Origin of the sequence: Pseudoduganella sp. UC29_106, from assembly GCF_044055365.1 — a bacterium.
Taxonomy (GTDB): domain Bacteria; phylum Pseudomonadota; class Gammaproteobacteria; order Burkholderiales; family Burkholderiaceae_D; genus Rugamonas.
Map to the genome: position 1 here is coordinate 4,734,054 of NZ_CP171977.1, position 17,071 is coordinate 4,751,124.

At 66.2% G+C, this 17,071-nt stretch carries 12 protein-coding genes and 4 pseudogenes; 8 read left to right on the forward strand and 8 right to left on the reverse strand.

Annotated features, from left to right (window positions below):
• The first annotated feature begins 6 nt into the window (after window positions 1-6).
• Window positions 7-585 carry a gamma-glutamylcyclotransferase gene (locus ACHMW6_RS23720; protein WP_395400446.1) on the forward strand — a complete coding sequence of 193 codons (579 nt, stop codon included), beginning with the start codon at window positions 7-9 and terminating at the stop codon, window positions 583-585.
• A 23-nt stretch (window positions 586-608) separates the two neighbouring features.
• Here ACHMW6_RS23720 and ACHMW6_RS23725 read toward each other — a convergent pair.
• Window positions 609-1,762 (reverse strand): annotated as a pseudogene (locus tag ACHMW6_RS23725) (PA0069 family radical SAM protein).
• 130 nt (window positions 1,763-1,892) lie between these two features.
• Here ACHMW6_RS23725 and ACHMW6_RS23730 point away from each other — a divergent pair.
• The 3 genes and pseudogenes from ACHMW6_RS23730 to ACHMW6_RS23740 all read left to right on the forward strand — a co-directional run bounded on the left by ACHMW6_RS23730 (window position 1,893) and on the right by ACHMW6_RS23740 (window position 7,094).
• Window positions 1,893-2,475 (forward strand): annotated as a pseudogene (locus ACHMW6_RS23730) (DUF2760 domain-containing protein).
• Complete coding sequence (locus ACHMW6_RS23735) at window positions 2,472-4,313, forward strand: Hsp70 family protein (protein ID WP_395400448.1); 1,842 nt, start codon at window positions 2,472-2,474, stop codon at window positions 4,311-4,313. The pseudogene ACHMW6_RS23730 and the gene ACHMW6_RS23735 overlap by 4 nt, the downstream one beginning before the upstream one ends.
• Window positions 4,310-7,094 (forward strand): annotated as a pseudogene (locus ACHMW6_RS23740) (Hsp70 family protein). Before ACHMW6_RS23735 ends, ACHMW6_RS23740 begins: the two are co-directional and overlap by 4 nt.
• Here the strand turns inward: ACHMW6_RS23740 and ACHMW6_RS23745 are convergent.
• A complete protein-coding gene (locus ACHMW6_RS23745) occupies window positions 7,078-7,689 on the reverse strand; it encodes a tRNA-uridine aminocarboxypropyltransferase (protein WP_395400450.1) in 612 nt (203 codons plus the stop codon). The pseudogene ACHMW6_RS23740 and the gene ACHMW6_RS23745 sit on opposite strands and share 17 nt — an antisense overlap.
• A 124-nt stretch (window positions 7,690-7,813) precedes the next feature.
• Between ACHMW6_RS23745 and ACHMW6_RS23750 the strand changes: the two genes are divergently transcribed.
• Together ACHMW6_RS23750 and ACHMW6_RS23755 are read left to right on the forward strand one after the other, a co-directional pair.
• Window positions 7,814-8,152, forward strand: a complete 339-nt coding sequence (locus ACHMW6_RS23750; protein WP_395400452.1) for a hypothetical protein — start codon at window positions 7,814-7,816, stop codon at window positions 8,150-8,152.
• A complete protein-coding gene (locus ACHMW6_RS23755; protein WP_395400454.1) occupies window positions 8,121-8,951 on the forward strand; it encodes a hypothetical protein in 831 nt (276 codons plus the stop codon). Before ACHMW6_RS23750 ends, ACHMW6_RS23755 begins: the two co-directional genes overlap by 32 nt.
• 5 nt (window positions 8,952-8,956) lie before the next feature.
• Here the strand turns inward: ACHMW6_RS23755 and ACHMW6_RS23760 are convergent, their stop codons facing one another.
• The 4 genes and pseudogenes from ACHMW6_RS23760 to ACHMW6_RS23775 form a co-directional block, all read right to left on the reverse strand.
• Window positions 8,957-9,379, reverse strand: coding sequence for a hypothetical protein (locus ACHMW6_RS23760; RefSeq protein ID WP_395400456.1), 423 nt, complete (start codon window positions 9,377-9,379; stop codon window positions 8,957-8,959).
• Window positions 9,345-10,010: a type VI secretion system protein TssA gene (gene tssA, locus ACHMW6_RS23765; protein WP_395400458.1), complete on the reverse strand. Its 666-nt coding sequence runs from the start codon at window positions 10,008-10,010 to the stop codon at window positions 9,345-9,347. Before tssA ends, ACHMW6_RS23760 begins: the two co-directional genes overlap by 35 nt.
• Before the next feature lie 10 nt (window positions 10,011-10,020).
• Window positions 10,021-10,557, reverse strand: a pseudogene (locus tag ACHMW6_RS23770) (AAA family ATPase); the annotation flags it as partial.
• Between the two features lie 432 nt (window positions 10,558-10,989).
• Complete coding sequence (locus tag ACHMW6_RS23775; protein WP_395400460.1) at window positions 10,990-11,736, reverse strand: M15 family metallopeptidase; 747 nt, start codon at window positions 11,734-11,736, stop codon at window positions 10,990-10,992.
• 166 nt (window positions 11,737-11,902) lie between these two features.
• On the opposite strand from ACHMW6_RS23775, the gene ACHMW6_RS23780 reads away from it, so the two are divergent.
• Complete coding sequence (locus ACHMW6_RS23780) at window positions 11,903-12,517, forward strand: hypothetical protein (protein WP_395400462.1); 615 nt, start codon at window positions 11,903-11,905, stop codon at window positions 12,515-12,517.
• On the opposite strand, the gene ACHMW6_RS23785 is transcribed toward ACHMW6_RS23780, so the two are convergent.
• Window positions 12,501-13,256 carry an alpha/beta fold hydrolase gene (locus ACHMW6_RS23785; protein WP_395400464.1) on the reverse strand — a complete coding sequence of 252 codons (756 nt, stop codon included), beginning with the start codon at window positions 13,254-13,256 and terminating at the stop codon, window positions 12,501-12,503. The two genes, ACHMW6_RS23780 and ACHMW6_RS23785, sit on opposite strands and share 17 nt — an antisense overlap.
• 263 nt (window positions 13,257-13,519) lie before the next feature.
• Between ACHMW6_RS23785 and ACHMW6_RS23790 the strand changes: the two genes are divergently transcribed.
• Complete coding sequence (locus ACHMW6_RS23790; RefSeq protein WP_395400466.1) at window positions 13,520-13,840, forward strand: DJ-1/PfpI family protein; 321 nt, start codon at window positions 13,520-13,522, stop codon at window positions 13,838-13,840.
• Here ACHMW6_RS23790 and ACHMW6_RS23795 read toward each other — a convergent pair.
• Window positions 13,837-17,040 carry a DUF748 domain-containing protein gene (locus ACHMW6_RS23795; protein WP_395400468.1) on the reverse strand — a complete coding sequence of 1,068 codons (3,204 nt, stop codon included), beginning with the start codon at window positions 17,038-17,040 and terminating at the stop codon, window positions 13,837-13,839. The two genes, ACHMW6_RS23790 and ACHMW6_RS23795, sit on opposite strands and share 4 nt — an antisense overlap.
• Between the last annotated feature and the right edge of the window lie 31 nt (window positions 17,041-17,071).

Below are 17,071 nucleotides of genomic sequence, written 5' to 3' on the forward strand. Positions count from 1 at the left end.
TGCCGCATGTCTCACGATACCAGCGCAATCAACAAGACCATGGACAAGTTCGACGGCCACCACAGCGTGTGGCTGTTCGGTTACGGGTCCCTGATCTACAAGGCCGACTTCCCCTTCATCGAGCGCCGCCCCGCCAGTATCAATGGCTGGACGCGCCGCTTCTGGCAAGGCTCGCACGACCATCGGGGCACACCCGAGTCGCCTGGCCGCGTTGCCACGCTGATCCCGGAGGAAGGCGCCGTCTGCCACGGCGCGGCCTACCTCGTCACACCCGAGGAATTCGCCCACCTGGACCACCGCGAAAAAAACGGCTACCTGCGCCTGGCCATCGACATCCATTTCGATGACGGCGGCGCGGAAGAAGGCCTGGTCTACATCGCCACCGCCGACAACGCCGCCTACCTCGGCGACGCCCCCATCGAGGAAATCGCCCGCCACATCGCCGCCGCCTCCGGCCCCAGCGGCCCCAACACCGAATACCTGGTACGCCTGGCCCAGTCGCTGCGCGAAATGGGCCACCACGACGAACACGTGCACGCCATCGAGGACCACCTGGCCCGTCTCCAGCCCCTTGCCGACGGCTGATCTGGCGCAGCTGCTGTCGCCCGTCAGAACAGGTCCATCTGCCCCGCTGCGGCCGCGGCTTTGGCGCGCGGGCCAAGCGGCGGCACGACCAGCGGACGCTTGAAGCGCGTGCAATCGAGCTGGCGGAAACGGGTGCCGCGGCCCAGCATGCCGAGGCGCTTGACCGACTTTTCAATGCGCTGGTGGATCAGGTCCGCCCAGATGCCCTCGCCGTGCATGCGGTTGCCGAAGGTGGCGTCGTAATCCTTGCCGCCGCGCATATCGCGGACGCGGTTCATCACGCGCGCCGCGCGGTCCGGGAAGTGCGCTTCCAGCCATTCCTTGAACAGCGGGCTCACTTCCCACGGCAGGCGCAGCACCACATAGCTCGCCATCACAGCGCCGGCGTCGCAGGCGGCCTTCATCACCTTCTCGATATCCGGCTCGGTCACGAATGGAATGATGGGCGCGATGCTGACGCCGACCGGAATGCCGGCCTTCGCCAGGGTTTCGATGGTGCGCAGGCGGCGCGAGGGCGCGGCGGCGCGCGGCTCCAGGGTGCGGGAAATCTTGCTGTCCAGCGTGGTGACGGTGATCGACGCGGCGGCCAGGTTTTGCTGCGCCATGGCGCCGAGAATGTCGACATCGCGCTCGATCAGCGAGGATTTCGTGATCAGTCCGACCGGGTGTTCGCATTCCTGCAACACTTCCAGCACGCGGCGCGTGAGCTTGTATTGCCGCTCGCAGGGCTGGTAAGCGTCCGTATTCACGCCGAGGGCGATCGCCTCGGGCACATAGCCCGGCCTGGCCAGTTCGCTGCGCAGCAGTTCGGCGCGTTCACCTTGGCGAACAGCCGCGTTTCGAAATCCAGCCCCGGCGACAGGCCGAGATAACTGTGCGAGGGCCGCGCGAAGCAATAGATGCAGCCGTGTTCACAGCCGCGGTAGGGGTTCAGCGACACATTGAACGGGATGTCCGGCGACTGGTTGCGCGTCAGGATGGATTTCGCCGTTTCGTCCGTCACGTGGGTGCGCCAGGCCTTCGGCTCCTCAACCTCGTGCTCCCAGCCATCGTCATACGCTTCGCGCCCGAACACTTCGTAGCGCCCTTGCAAATTTGTCACTGCGCCGCGCCCCTTCTGCGCCTTCAGCGACTGGGGCGGCAACATCACCTGCCCTTCAAATTCATCATCCTGCATGAGCTGCCCCGATACTGTATATATATCCAGTATTCTATGCCTGCCGGCGGGCGGCTGCAAGCTGGGTGTCTGGTCAAACTGGTATCATTCGCACTTCCCGGGGATGTCTCCCTCCTACCAAGAGCAATAAATGACCAAATCCACTACGCTGCCCTCCTTCTGGAGCCGGATTTCCCTCGCCATCGGCGCCTTTTTCAGGACGCTAGGCGATGCCGAATTTGCCGCGCGAGTGCGTGACGCCGACCTGGCGCCCACCGCAGCCCCAGTTCCCGCACCGGCGCCTGTTGCGCCGCAAGCTGCACCGGCCCCAGCCGCCGCGCCCCCTGCGCGAAGCCACGCCCGATGCAGCCCTGCAGCTTCTCAGCCTGCTGCAGCGCGAAGCCCGCCTGATCGATTTCACGCAAGAGAGCCTGAGCGGCTATGCCGACGCCGACATCGGCGCCGCCGCGCGCGTGGTGCACGAAGGCTGCGCCAAGGTGCTGCGTGAGCACTTCAGCATCGAAGCCGTCCGCAATGAAGCGGAAGGCAGCCGCGTCACGTTGCCGGAAGGCTTCGACGCGGCAGCCGTGCGCTTGACCGGCAATGTGGTCGGCAAGGCGCCGTTTACCGGCACGCTGAGCCACCGCGGCTGGCGCGCAACCAGCGTGCGCCTGCCGAAACTGGCCGAAGCGCATGACGCGAAAGTCCTGGCGCCGGCGGAGGTGGAATTATGAGCGATCCGCGCTACGCCATCGGCATCGACCTTGGCACCACGCACAGCGCCCTTTCCTATGTGGACCTGGGCGGCAGCGACGGCGAGAAAACCCAGCACGGCGTGCTGCCGGTTCCGCAGCTGACCGCGCCGGGCACCGTGGAAGAACTGCCGCTGCTGCCGTCCTTCCTCTACCTGCCGCACGCCGATGAACTGGCCGAGGGTGAAGTGGCCCTGCCCTGGCCGGCCACCGCAGGCCAGGTGACGGGCGAAATGGCGCGCAGCCGCGGCGCCACCACGCCGATCCGCCTGGTGTCCAGCGCCAAAAGCTGGCTGTGCCACCCTGGCGTGGACCGCCGCGCCGCCATCCTGCCCAGCGATGCGCCGGAAGAAGTGTCGCGCGTGTCGCCGCTGGAAGCGTCCACCCGCTACCTGCAGCACTTGCGTTCGGCCTGGGACAACGCCCATCCGGACGCGCCCTTCATCGAGCAGGCCGTCACCGTCACCATTCCCGCCTCCTTCGACCCGGCCGCGCGCGAGCTGACGGCCGAAGCGGCGAAGGCCGCCGGCTATGAAGGCCTGACCCTGCTGGAAGAACCGCAGGCCGCCCTGTACAGCTGGATCCAGGGCAGCGACGGCCGCTGGCGCAAGGAAGTGAAGCCGGGCGACATCATCCTCGTGGTCGACGTGGGCGGCGGCACCAGCGACTTCTCGCTGATCGCCATCCTGGAACGCGACGGCAAGCTGGAACCGCACCGTGTGGCCGTGGGCGACCATATCCTGCTGGGCGGCGACAATATGGACCTGGCACTGGCCCACTTGGTGGCGCGCAAGCTGTCCGCCAACGGCACCCAGCTCGATGCCTGGCAGCTGCGCGCGCTGACCTACGGCTGCCGCGCCGCCAAGGAAAACCTGCTGGCCAATGCCGACGCCCAGACCTGGCCTATCGTGGTGCCGAGCCGGGGCTCGAAGCTGATCGGCGGCTCGATCCGCACCGAACTGACGCGCGAAGAAGTCACCACCTTCATCACCGACGGCTTCTTCCCGGTGGTCGATGCGTCGGCCCGACCGGCCCAGCGCGCACGCGCCGGCCTGACTCAGCTCGGCCTGCCCTATGCGCAGGATGCCGCAATCACCCGTCACCTGGCCGCCTTCCTCGGCCGCCAGGTCGGCGCCACCGCCGAACTGGAAGGCTTCACGCCGAACGAAGCGCACACTTTCCTGCATCCGAGCGCGGTGCTGTTCAACGGCGGCGTGTTCAAGTCCGAACTGCTGGCCCAGCGCGTGATTGACACCATCAACGGCTGGCTGGCCTCCGAAGGCTCGGAGCCCGCCCGCATGCTGAGCGGCGCTGACCTGGACCTGGCCGTAGCGCGCGGCGCGGCTTATTACAGCTATGTGCGGCGCGGCGCCGGCGTGCGCATCCGCGGCGGCACGGCGCGTTCCTATTACGTGGCCGTCGAGTCGTCGATGCCGGCCATTCCGGGCATGGAGCCGCCCATCCAGGCGCTGTGCGTGGCGCCGTTCGGCATGGAGGAAGGCAGCGAGCTGGAACTGCCGGGCCAGGAATTCGGCCTGGTGGTGGGCGAGCCGGTGCACTTCCGCTTCTTCGGCTCCTCCGTGCGCCGCCAGGACCAGATCGGCGACGTGCTGGATCACTGGGGTCAGGAAGAACTGATCGAGCTCAATGAAATCCAGGCCGAGCTGTCGCCGGAAGGCCGGCAGGCGGGCGATGTGGTGCAGGTGCGCCTGCATGCCTACGCCAGCGAAGCGGGCACGCTCGAACTGCTTGCGGTGTCCCGCGACGGCCAACGCTGGAAGGTGGAGTTCGACGTGCGCGGCACTGCGGAAGGTCAATGACCTATTTAGTCGGCATCGACCTGGGCACCACGAACACGGTGCTCGCCTACGCGGCGCCTGGCGCCGCGATTGAACTCTTCCCCATCCAGCAGCTGATCGCCCCCCGGCGAATATGCGGCGCAGACGCTGCTCCCTTCGCTGCGCTATCACCCGGCGCCGGGCGAACTTCCCGGCGGCGACGCGCCTGTGATCGGGCAACTGGCGCGCAAGCTCGGCGCGCAGGTGCCGGGACGCCTGGTTGCCAGCGCCAAGAGCTGGCTGTCGCATCCGGATGTGGATCGCATGGCGCCCATCCTGCCCTGGGGCGCGGAGACGGACGTGCCCAAGGTGTCACCGGTCGAGGCGAGCGCCAGCTACCTCGTCCACCTGCGCAGTGCCTGGAATGCGCGTTTCCCCAAACAGCCGCTGGAACGCCAGCAGATCGTGCTGACCATTCCGGCCTCCTTCGACGAGGGTGCGCGTGCGCTGACGCTGCAGGCGGCGCGCATGGCCGGGCTGCCGTCCGTAAAACTGCTGGAAGAACCGCAGGCGGCCTTCTACGACTGGCTGCATCGCCACCGCGCTTCGCTGGCCACCGAACTGGCTGATGCCCGGCTTGTGCTGGTTGCCGACGTTGGCGGCGGCACCACGGACTTCAGCCTGATCAGCGTGAGCCTGTTGGACGGCCAGCCGCAAATGACGCGTATCGGCGTGGGCAACCACCTGATCCTCGGCGGCGACAATATGGACCTGGCCCTGGCGCGTCTGGCCGAATCGCGCCTGCCTGGCGCCGGCGCCGGCGCCCGTCTCACTGCCGGCCAGCTGGCGCAGCTGACCGAACGCGCCCGCTCCGCCAAGGAGCTGCTGCTCGCACCTGGCGCGCCGGAGCAAACCACCGTCACCCTGCTCGGCTCAGGCTCGCGCCTGATCGGCGGCAGCCGCTCCGCCGCGCTGACCCGAGCCGAAGCCGCACAGATTGTGGTTGACGGTTTCTTCCCCTTCAACGAGCAGCAGGAAGACGCCAAGCGCACGCGCGGCGGCATCGTCGAATTCGGCCTGCCCTATGCGAGCGACCCGGCCGTCACGCGCCACCTGGCCAGCTTCCTGCGCCAGCACGCCGCGGCCGCGCGCGAGGCGCTTGGCCTGCCGGATGACGGCAAGCTGCCCGTGCCCGATACGCTGCTGCTGAACGGCGGCGTGTTCCGCGCCGAAGCGCTGGCGCAGCGGCTGGCGGAAACGCTGTCCGGCTGGCGCGGCGCGCCTGTACGCGTGCTGCACAACGATAATCCGGACGTGGCCGTGGCGCGCGGCGGCGTCGCCTATGCGCTCGGCAGACAGGGGCTCTCGCCCACCATCGGCGGGGGCTCGCCGCGCAGCTATTACCTGCTGCTGGATGGCCCGCGGGCGCCGGGCGTGTCGCGCCGCGCCGTGTGCATCCTGCCGCGCGGCGCCGAAACGGGCCGCGAAATCCGCCTGGAAGACCGCAGCTTCGCGTTGCGTCTGGGGCGGCCGGTGCGCTTCCATATCGTCTCCACCATCACAGACGAGCACCAGCCGCTGGCCGGCGAACTGGCCGAACTAAAGCCGGATGATTTCGTCCAGCTGCCCGTGATCGCCACCGTGCTGCGCGACAGCGGCGACGCCTCCGCGCGCAAGGAAATCCCGGTGCAGCTGGCGGCGTCGCTCAGCGAAGTGGGCACGCTGGAGGTGCATTGCGTCTCCACCGACGAGCAGCGCTGGCTGCTGGAGTTCGATCTGCGCGCCGGCGCCGCTGCAGGCGACGAAGCGGCCGACGAAGTCTCCGCAGGCCCTGCCCTGCCCGCGCGCTTCAGCGACGCCATCGAAAAGATCGACCGCATCTTCGGCTCACGCGCCCAGCAGGTGGAAGTGAAGGAAGTGCGCCAGCTGCGCAGCCAGCTCGAACACTTGCTGGGCAGCCGCGAACGCTGGGAAACCCATACGCTACGCGGCCTGTTCGATGCACTGATCGAACGCGCCAAAGGCCGCCGCCGCTCGCCCGAGCATGAGCGCGCGTGGTTGAACCTGAGCGGCTTCTGCCTGCGTCCCGGCTTCGGCCACCCGCTGGACGAATACCGCATCGAGCAGCTGTGGGCCCTGTTCCCGCAAGGCGTGCAGCACCACAAGGACCCGCAGGTCACCGCCGAATGGTGGACGCTGTGGCGGCGCGTGTCCGGCGGCCTCGATCCGCAAGCGCAGCTGCGCCTGCTGGACGATTTCGCCTTCAACCTGCAGGCCGATGCCTCGGAGCGCGGCAAGCGTCCCGTAACGCTGGTCAACGGCAGCGAGGACGATATGCTGCGCCTGGGCGCATCGCTGGAGCGCATCCCTTCCGCGTACAAGGCTGAAATCGGCGACTGGATGATGGGCGAACTAGCCAAGGCACCCAAGCTGGCGGCCAAGGATGCCGCCAAGGCTGCGGCGCTGTACACGCGCTACCTGTGGGCGCTGGGCCGCGTTGGCGCACGCCGTCCCTTCCACGGCAGCGCGCACGATGTGGCGCCGGCGGTAACGGTTGAAGGATGGCTGCAGGAGCTGCTGAAGCTGGACTGGCGCAAGATCGAGCCGGCCGGCTTTGCCGCCGCCCACCTGGCACGCATGACGGGCGACCGCGCGCGCGATATCAATGACACGCTGCGCGCCGAAATCGTCAGCCGTCTCGAAGCCGCCAACGCTCCGCCCAGCTGGGCCGCCATGGTGCGCGAGGTGGTGCAGCTGGACCAGGCCAGCGAGCAGCGCATGCTGGGCGAGGCGCTGCCGCCGGGACTCAAGCTCCTCGGCTGACGGCCGCGCCGCGCGCAGCCAGCGCCTGCTGCTGCGCGACGAAATTATCGAAGGCGGCGATCAGCGCATCGTATTTGTGCTCGTCGCCTTCCAGTTGCGCCAGCGCGTAGGCGGTTGCTTCCAGGGTGGAAAGCTGGTCCGGCTTGTGCGCCTTGCGGATCAGGTAGTGCGACGGCGGCGTGCCGCGCAAGGGCAGGCGCGGCATCGCCTGCAGCGCCGGGTTCAGGTACAGCATCTTGCGGCTCTTGCGCCAGGTCGCATCCAGCACGACCAGCACCAGCTCCCCCGCCCGCCACGCCGGGTCGAACGGCGGCGGAGGTGCGATCCCCAACGTCCGGTCGCCCGGCGTTTCCGGATACAGCAGCACCGCGCGCCGGCCGCCCGTCGGCAGCGTCTCGAACGCTTCCCCCACTTCCAGCCTGCTGCCCTTCAGGCACAGATGCAGCAGCCGCCCGCTGTTCTTCGCGTTCGCCACTTCCATCGGATGTTGCAGGATCAGGACTTCCGCCGCGCTGTGCACCGGCGCCACCCACCGGCAGATACACGCCATCTGTGGACGCAGGCAGTTGGGGCAGACAAGTCGCTTCGCTTTCATGCCGGCATTCTACCTGTTGCGCTTTTGGTCTATGTGGACATTCGAGAGATTTCCGATAGGAATGCAGGAGCAGAATTGATGATCAACGTAGGAGAAATCCTACTTTCATCCAGTCGGAGGGCTGATGTCACGCCGTTTCTTGCTCATCCCAGGTTTCGCCATGGTGGCAATGTGCAGCGGCTGCTCACACACATGGATCGATGCCCATGGAAATCGCAATGTGATCGGGCTTGTCAAACTGACGCTGCCTGCCGCGAGCGCCAGTCCGCCGGCAGCAGACTGGATCCGTACACAGACCGTGGGCTTCGCCCTCAGCCGTTCCGAATTCGCCAGCCAGCTGGAGTTCGGTTATAGCGACAACACGCTGGCTATCGTCCGCAACAACAGCTGCGCCTTCATAGGGCCGCTGCCGCCACTCAAAGGAGAAGACTATGCATCCCATCCAGACAATCAGCAGCATTAGCTGCCTGGCGCTGCTGGCTGCGTGCAGCACGCCTACTGGCCAGGTGGTATTTGTCACAAAGACTTCGCTGGGCATCGACGCTGAGCAAACCACACCCGGCGTCAGCGTCGCTTATGACCGATTCGAAGGCTATATGGCCCCGCGCTATGACCACAGCAATATCCCGCCTGTCTACGCCACCTTCAACACCGATGGCGGCATCGTCGACCGGAACATCAAACATACGTATGCGACCGGCAAAGCCGCGAAGAGCATTGCAGATAATCAGGCGATCGCTCAGAGCGCGCTGTCCGGAGCACAAGCCGCAGAAAGCCTCCGGGAGCGGGCAATGCAGCGCGAGGCCGAGGCCGGGCGGGGCCAGGTACAAGCCAGCCAATCCCCACCGCCGTCAGATCCTCCCGCCATGTTCTTCGGCACCACCACGACGCTGGGCCTCAAATTTGGTTTCACCGGCCCGGCTGTCGATACCTTTGTGCTCGGGTTCAAACGCAAGGAGCTCGCCGTCATCCCCCAGGGTAAGGACACTACACAGTTCCCATCCGTGGTGGCAATCTACAACAGCAACGTAAAACATGATCCGCATGCACAGGGCCCGAATGCGAAGTTCGGTATCGGACAACTGCTGGCTACAGGCGACGCCGCCGAATCCGTAGCGAACAACGTCGACATCAACAAGGAAATCGCGTCAGAGGCACGCGCACTGATGGCACTGGGTGAGCCGCCAGCACCACCAGCGAATCGCCGTGCATCGACCCAGCTCGATGCACCGATTACGCAGGCGTCACTAGGCGGCCGCTGACAACGCTAGGCGGCGCCGAGCAATTCGTCCAGTTGCGCGGCCAGCGCGGGGTCCTTGACGACGGCGTGCAGCCATTCGTGCAGGGGCATGTCGCCCCAGGATGCTGCCTTGTCGGCAAGGTATGCGACCGGGCTGTGGGGTTCGGTTTTCCGGAAGAAGTCGGCGATCTGGCGCAGTTGGGCGAGTGCTTGCGCGCGGGTCATGGGCGCGCCGCCGGCAGCGCGGGAGCGGATGGCCATGCCGGCGGGAGCAGCGCCCGGCCAGCCGTCGGCCAGGTCGCCATCGGAGGCTGCGGCCTCCGCGGCAGGCGTCAGCAGACCGATGAAATCGATCGCGTGCTGCAGCGCCTCGCGTGCCGCCGAGAACGAGGGACCATCGACGCCTACGCGCGCATCAACGGCTTGCTCCAGCGCGCGCAGGGCGGACAAACAGTACTCGGCATCCGCCAGCAGCCCCGCATTGAAGGCTTCGGAGTTGCGCCGGCGCTGGCTGTCCAACTCTGCGACGGTTGGCCCGTCGTCCGCTGAGCTGGCGGTGCTGTCGCCCCAAGCGCCAGGCTCGGCACGCTCCCGCGCGTGCCGCCCGCTGGCGCGCCCGGTCGAAGTCCATCATCGTGACGGCGCCGTCCTCCGAGACCGGCATGTGCTTGACCAGCCGTGGCGTCTGCGCCAGCAGCCAGGCCAGATTGCCGACGCGCTGCTCATAGTCACCTGGCTCGCCCAGCGGATGCAGGCGCTCCCAGTATCGCTCGCACAGACCGGCCATCAGCGCAAAGCCATCGGCCAGCCCACGAAAGTGCAGCGTGCGCGCCTGCGCTTCCGCCAGCCAGACGGCCAGCTTCAGGTCTTTGCTGCGCGACTGGATCAACGCGGCGCACTGGGAAGCGACCAACGGCCAGTCCGCCTCCCTCAGCGCCACAGCCCACTCGCCTTGCGCCAGACCCGGTTCATCGTGCTGTCGGGCGCGGGCAATTGCGTCCAGCTCCGCGCTGAAGGAAATGTCCTCGCCGCAGGGCTCCGCCACGCTGACGGGAATCAGAAGCTGTTCGATGCCGGCCATGCATGCCTCCTCATTTGATGGTGAGCCTGAACTGGCCGTGCCGGTTGGCGCTGGCCTTGATCTTCGAAACGGCCGTGCCCTCGGCCATGCGCGCCAGCACGGCGTCCGCGATATCGGGCAGCAGCGTGCAATTCAGGATGCTGTCCACATTGCGCGCGCCGGAATCGACTTCGGTGCAGCGGGCCAGCACGGCTTCCAGCAGCGCATCGTCCCAGCCGAATTCGGCGTGGTGGTTGTCGTTCACACGCTGGCCGATGCGGCCCAGCTTAAGGGCGATGATCTGGGCCAGCACATCGTCGCCGATCGGGTAGAAAGGCACGACTTCCACGCGGCCCAGGAAGGCGGGCTTGAAGTGACGCGCCAGTTGCGGGCGTACCAGTCCGTCCAGGTCCTCCGGCGTAGGCTGCTCTGTTTTCGGCTTGTTCATGCAAGCCTGCATGATGGCGCCGGAGCCGAGGTTGGAGGTCATGATGATGACCGTATTGCGGAAGTCCACCGCGCGGCCCTCGGCATCTTCCATGAAACCCTTGTCGAACACCTGGTACCACGGCAGCTCGTAAAGGGCGCGACTGCCGGACACGATGCCCAGCCTGGACTGGCGTATCGTGCCGATGGCTTTCAGCATCGTTTCGCGAATGGCGGCGATATCGTCGCGCTGCTGCTGGCCCGGCTCGGATGGCGGCGGCTCCATCGCTTGCGCCAGTTTCTCCGCCTTGCGTGCCGCGAACACGCGCCGCAACCACCACGATGCAAGCCACAGCAGCAGGCAGGCTGCTATTGCGGCGACGGCCCAGATCAGCGCCAGTTCAAGCAGTTCCGCGCCGAGATAGAAGAAGGCGGCGAGCGCGATGAAACCGATAACGGTGAAATTGCGGCTGTCGGTCAGGAAGATCCAGATTCGTCGCAGCATGATGGCTCGCTAAGGTTGGGCAGGCCGGTCGATGGTGCCACCAAGCCTGCCCCACGCCTTTGAGCAAGCTCAATTCCCATTGCGCGGTTTGCGCAGCTCGATGTGGCCGAAGTCCATCATGGTCCAGCGTCCGCCCCAATTCAGCCCCAGCGACTCGGCCACTTCGCCATACAGTTGATAGCCGCGCATCGCCCACGGATCGCGTTCCGAGATCACCAGCTTCCCATCGCGCAGGAAGGCACAGTCGGCGGCGAGACCGAACTGGTGATAACTCTGGAATGCGCGGGCGTTCGTCACGCTGCTGCCGGCATCGGCCAGCTGGTTCTGCCGCTCCGGGCTGCGGTAGCCCTCGAGCAGGGCCATGTCGTAGCCATGCTGCTCGCGCATGATCTTGAACACTGCCAGCAGGCGCCGGGAAAAGTCGGCATCGAGCAGCGTCCAGTTGCGATTGGCGCCGGCGAGCATGGGACGAACCAGGGTGACTTCGGCCGATGCGAAAGCCATCGGCGGCAACGCAGGTGGCGGCACCAGCCGCTCGCCGCGCAGCAGCGATTCAAGGTGTGCATTGACCACGCGCTCTTCCGAGCCAGGCAAGGCGACCTTGCTGCCAGCAAGCCAGACGGCCAATGGCGGCGCGACTATCAGCGCTGTTGCAGCCAGCAGCAGCCGGTAGTGCCGGCGAATGAAGCCCGGCAAACGCTGCGGCAGCAGCAGGCGAAAGCCGCGCTGCAATGCGTCACCGACGTCCGGGAACAGCAGCAGCCAGCCGGCGCCGCAGACCAGCAGAAACAACATGCCCACAATAATTGGCAACATGGTGCGCTCCATCAAAACGGATCGACGCGCGAAACGCGACACTTGCTCATCGTAGGCCGGGGGAGAAGGTTTCGCTTCGGCGCAGATCAAGTCCTGGAGGTGTTACGTGGATCCGTCAAAACGCATACTCGATCAGTTGGAACAAGGCCACAGCGGCGCTCGACCCATGCCTGCTCAAGCGCCGCGGCGCCACGCTGTTTATGCCTGCGGACTGGTGATCGTAGTGTCGGCGCTGGCGGCGGGCGTGGTTGGCTGGGGAACGGATGCGGGCTCACCGCCAGCATCCACGCGCGGAACCGTTATCAGGCCTGTGGCGGCGCAAGCTGTCAGGAGCGAGCAGGCAGTGGAACGGCTGGCTGCGGCGATCGTGAATGAGCCTTTGCAGCAGCGTGCCCTCGCGCAGGCGCGGCAGCCGGACCGCGCTGCCCCTGTGCGCGCTGCAGCGGCAGACGCTCTGGCGGGCGCGGCGCCGAGCCGCGGGCCGACGCGAGTGCCGGCGCGCGTTGCAGTGCGGGGTGGTGAGGCTGCGGCGGGGCGCGCGCCGGGGGCGCCGGGGATGGCGGCGACGGCAGATAGCGATGTCGCCCTGCTGGCCGCGTTGATGGCGCACGCAAGCGGCGCAGACGCCGGCGGGCATATGGCCGGGGTGGCGGGACCGGCGGCTGCGCAACTGCGCCGCTGCGCGCGTCTCAGTGGGGCGCAAGCCACGCAATGCCAGGCCCGCGCCTGCGCCGGGCACTGGGGACAGTCCAGCGCCTGCCGCGTTACAGTTGCTGAATGAACTCCGCCATGTAATCGACCAACGCGTCCGGCTGTTCCAGATGCGGGCTGTGTCCACAATCATCGACAACCAGCTTGCTCGCATTGACCGCCTGGGCGGCAATCGCATCGAGCTGGGAGCAGGAACCGTACTGGTCGTCCCTGCCCTGCATCGCCAGCAGAGGACACTCGATCGAGGGCAGCAGGTATTCGATATTCCAGTTCACGAACGCCGGCTCCAGCCAGGTATCCGCCCACGCAAAGAACACGGCTTCCGCCTTGTCGCCGTGGTAGCGGTGCAGCCCGCGCAACTTGCCCGCGCCATGCGCATCGCGTGCCACGCGCACACCCTCCAGCGTAAGCGGCTCCACGAACACGTGGGCTGCCACCGTGACCACGCCGCGCAAGCCGGACGGGCGCGCCGCCGCGTGCATCAGCGCGATGCTGCCGCCGTCCGAGTGCCCGACCAGGACATAGTCGCGGCCCGCCACCAGCCGCGCCAGCACCTGCGGCAACTCGATCAGCGCCGACTCGTGCAGGTAATGGATACTGCGGCGTTGCCTCATCGGCGACGACTGCCCGTAGCCCAGACGGTCATATACCAGCCCGGCGCAGCCCGTCGCTTCGCACAGGCGGCGCGGAAAATCCTTCCACATGGCCGTGCAGCCCAGGCCTTCGTGCAGGAACACCAGCACGGGACGCGCCGCGTCGCCGTCGAAAGTTTCGTAGTACAGCGAGTCCTCCCCCAGTTGCAGCATCATGATGCGTTCTCCCGGCAATAAGCACCTATTGTTGCACGCTTTCTGTACGTGCGCGCGCATCCGCCCTCCCCCGGCCATGGCACTGTGGCGCGATATACCTTCCTCGAGGAACACGGCGCCAAAGTCACGCTGGTATCACCCAAGCCGCAGGGAGAGCAAGTGCAGGGATTCAATCACATGAAGCAAGGCGACAAGTTCAAGGTTGAAATGGACGTGCGGGACGCGCGGCCGGGGAATTCGACGCACTGGTACTGCCGGGCGGCGTGGCCAATCCGGACCAGCTGCGCCTGAGCAGGGAGGCCATCACCTTCATCCGCGAATTCGCGCGCGAGGACAAGCCGATCGCCGCCATTTGCCACGGCCCCTGGACCCTGATCGATGCGGACATTGCCAAGGGCAAGCGCATGACGAGCTGGCCCAGCCTGCAGGTGGACCTGTGCAATGCAGGCGCCGACTGGACCGACGAGCAGGTGGTGGTGGACGGCAAGCTGGTCACCAGCCGCAAGCCGGATGACCTGCCGGCGTTCAACCAGGCCATCCTGCGTGAATTGACCGGTGGCGGCGCGCAGGCCGCGCGGGCTTAGTGCAGCGCGAAGTCGACCCGGCTGGGCGAACCCTTGTCTTCCTTCGACGCCGGCTTCGCACCAATCAGGAAGATGCGTTCGCCGGGGACCTGCCCCGTGGTGATCAGCCAGTCGCGCGCGGCCTGGGCGCGGCGGTTGCCCAGCGCCAGCAAGTCATCGTCGTCGATCGTCGTGTTGGCGAGAATGAGCTTTTCCATTTCCTCGGGCGGGATGCTCTTTGTCAAGCCGATGACGTTGCGCGGCTTGGCGAAGGTCTCGTCCTTGTACACGCGAGCCAGCAGCGCCGGGCGCTCTTCCTTGCTGACCGTGACGCCGCCCTCCGGCAGCGCGCCGCCGCGGGCCTGCAAGTCCTTGCTCTTCAGCGCGCGCAGCTTGCGGTCCAGCGAGGCGTGCTTCATCGCGTCCAGTTCGGACGGGTCATAGCGGCCCGTGATATCGAGCTTCAAGCCAGGACGCTCGGTCAGCGCCTTGGCCAGGGACTTCAGCTTGCCCTCGCCTGCCGGCAGCACGACTGCACGGCCGCTGTCGAAATCGAGCGTGGACAGCTCTTCGCCGCTGCCGCCAAACAATGAGCCGATCAGCGCAAACGGCGCGGTCACGGTCTTCATGATGGCGTTGCCGATAATTTTCAGGACGATGCCGCCAATCGAAAATTGCGGATCATCGAGCGAGCCGCCGATTGGCACATTGATGTCGATCACCCCGTTGCGGTCACTGAGCAGCGCAACGGCGAGATTCACGGGGAGCCTGGTCGCTTCCGGGTTGGTGCTTTCCTTGCCGAAGGTGAGCTGGTCCAGCACGAGGCGGTTCTCGGCTTTCAGTTGCCGGTTCTCCAGCTGGTAGGCGACTTCGAAAGTCAGCTTGCCCTTCTCGATGCCGTAGCCGACGTATTTGTCCGAGTAAGCCGACAGCTGCGCCAGTTCCATGCCGCGCACATCGGCGCGCAGGTCGAGCGACAGATCACGCTTCAGCGGGTTGATCTTGCCGGCGATGGACAGCGGCGCGCTGTTTACATTGCCGCGCAGGTTGACGTTGGCGCTGGTCGCAGCGTCGGACGAGAGGCCGGTGACGCTGCCGCCAAGTTCGCGCAGGTTGGCCGTGTAGTTCGGTTTGATGAAGTTGTCCGTGAAGCGCACACGCCCGCCGCTCAGATCCAGCTTTGCAATGCGGATCGGTGGCAGCGGTTCAGCCGGTGCCGCCGGTGCTTTCGCCTGCTCGGCCGCGGCAGCCTTGCGCTCGGCTTGCGCGGCGCTGGCGGTTTTGGCGCGCTGGCCGGCCTCGGTCAGGCTGCGCTCCGCCTCGCCCTCCTTGCGCGTGACGTCCTGCACATTGATGCGGCCCGTCGGGTCGATGATCACGCGCGCGAAGAAGTCGGCCAGTGCAACGCGGTTCACGTTCAGCGCGAAGGGGCTGAATTGCATGTCCATGCCTTCGAAGGCGAGCGACTTCCAGCTCAGGAAGTCGTTGGCGCTGGCCTTGTCCACGGTATCGAGGCGGTTCACGCTGACATCGCCTTTCAGGCTGCCTTTACCCTGCGCGAACTTCAGCTGGGTCTTGCCGCTGATCGCGGCCTGCTTCAGACGCAGGTTCACGTAATCGGTCACGTACGGCTGCAGCGGCAGCAGGTCGAAATTCTTCACGTCCAGCGCGAGGTCGGTGTCGAACGGTGCAAACGCCAGCTTGCCTTTGATACCCAGCTGGCCGGACTTGTTGACGGTGGCCTTCAGGTCCACCGTGCTGCTGGCCTTCGGCGCAGTCGAGTAGTCCTGCATCGCCAGGGTGATTGCGGACAGGTTGAAGATGGCCGGGTCGGCGTGGCAGCAACCATCCTCCACCCGCGCGGACCAGTTGCTCAGGTCGAGGCTGGCGATCGTGAACAGCGATTGCTTGTCCGCGTACTTCTGTGCCTGCGACTTGTTCGGCGCTGCGGCCGGCTTGGCGGTGCTGCGCCCCTGACGGTACTCGATATCCGCCGAATTGGATTCGATCGCACCGATGGCGTATGTGTTCTTCGCCAGGTCTGCGGTGAAATCGCGGGCGGTGAGGCCAAGCTTGCGCACGGCCGCTTGCATGGGATCGTCCGCATAGCGCAATGCAGCATCGCGCATCACCAGCTCTTTCAGCGCAATCTGCACGCCCGGCCCTGGCGCTGCCGGGGGCGCCGCGGACGCCGCAACAGCCGGTGCGGCAGGCGGCGCAAACATGCGTTCGAGATTCAGCCGGCCATCGCGGCCACGCTGGACCGACAGATCCAGCCCGTCCACGCCAACGCGCGTGATCTCGAACCGGCGCCCCAGCAAATCCATCTTGCCAAACTGCGCGGACAATTCGCCCAGCTTCAGCACCTGCTCGCCCTCCGCATCGCTCAAGATGAGCGATTTGAGCGCAGCGCGGCCGTCGAGCACAATGGTTGCAGGTTTGTCCTTGGGCTGCACGAAAGCCAGATGCAGCGCCGTATTCAGACGCGCGCCACTCAGCTTGAACGCCGGCTTATACGGCATATAACCGAGATAGCCGCCCACGTCCACATCATCCAATGTCAGGTCCAGCGCGTAATCCTTTGGCTCAGCAAACGGACGCGCCTTGCCCTTCATCTGCAGCGGTGCACCGTTCACGCGCGCGCTGAACAGGGGCTCGACGAACAGCGTTACGTCAGCCGGCAGCGAGGACACAAAGGGCAGCCCCAGGGCCAGGTCCGCCACCTTGTGCGTCACGCCGGCGGGCTTGTCCTCGAACTCGATGCTGCCCTTCTCCAGCTGGATATTATTCAGCGAGAACCTGGCCGGCTCCGGCGATGGCGGCTGGGCTGCGATCAGTGCCAGAATGTCATCGATGCTGTAGTGATTCTCATCTCGCCGCACCAGGTGCACATAAGGACCGGTGAGGCGTATCTCCTGCACCACGGGCGCGAGCTTGGTGAGCGACTGCCACGACACGTCGACACCCAGGCGTTCGAAGCGGGCGAAGACGGCATTCCCCTCCGGCTCCATCATCCTGAAATCGAGGATGGTGGCGCGCAGGGTGAAGGGGTTGAATTCGACTTTCCCCAGTGTTAGCGGGCGATGCAGCTTTTCGGCAGACAGTTTTTCCGCCTGCGACTTGACGATGGCCGGCACGGCGAGAAAGCCGATGCCTGTGTAGGCCAGCACCAGACCAGCCAGCACGCCGGGAATGAGAAACTTGAGCGATGGCTTTTTCATACCCAGAATTATCCCTCATCGCCATGCCCCT

Bases quoted from the DNA above. Each gene is read 5' to 3' on its own strand.
- ACHMW6_RS23785 (WP_395400464.1), bottom strand. From the start codon at position 13,256: ATGATGCTGCAACTGGGGGAGGACTCGCTGTACTACGAAACTTTCGAC.
- ACHMW6_RS23720 (WP_395400446.1), top strand. From the start codon at position 7: ATGTCTCACGATACCAGCGCAATCAACAAGACCATGGACAAGTTCGAC.
- ACHMW6_RS23745 (WP_395400450.1), bottom strand. From the start codon at position 7,689: ATGAAAGCGAAGCGACTTGTCTGCCCCAACTGCCTGCGTCCACAGATG.
- tssA (WP_395400458.1), bottom strand. From the start codon at position 10,010: ATGGCCGGCATCGAACAGCTTCTGATTCCCGTCAGCGTGGCGGAGCCC.
- ACHMW6_RS23755 (WP_395400454.1), top strand. From the start codon at position 8,121: ATGCATCCCATCCAGACAATCAGCAGCATTAGCTGCCTGGCGCTGCTG.
- ACHMW6_RS23750 (WP_395400452.1), top strand. From the start codon at position 7,814: ATGTCACGCCGTTTCTTGCTCATCCCAGGTTTCGCCATGGTGGCAATG.
- ACHMW6_RS23735 (WP_395400448.1), top strand. From the start codon at position 2,472: ATGAGCGATCCGCGCTACGCCATCGGCATCGACCTTGGCACCACGCAC.
- ACHMW6_RS23780 (WP_395400462.1), top strand. From the start codon at position 11,903: ATGCCTGCTCAAGCGCCGCGGCGCCACGCTGTTTATGCCTGCGGACTG.
- ACHMW6_RS23795 (WP_395400468.1), bottom strand. From the start codon at position 17,040: ATGAAAAAGCCATCGCTCAAGTTTCTCATTCCCGGCGTGCTGGCTGGT.
- ACHMW6_RS23775 (WP_395400460.1), bottom strand. From the start codon at position 11,736: ATGTTGCCAATTATTGTGGGCATGTTGTTTCTGCTGGTCTGCGGCGCC.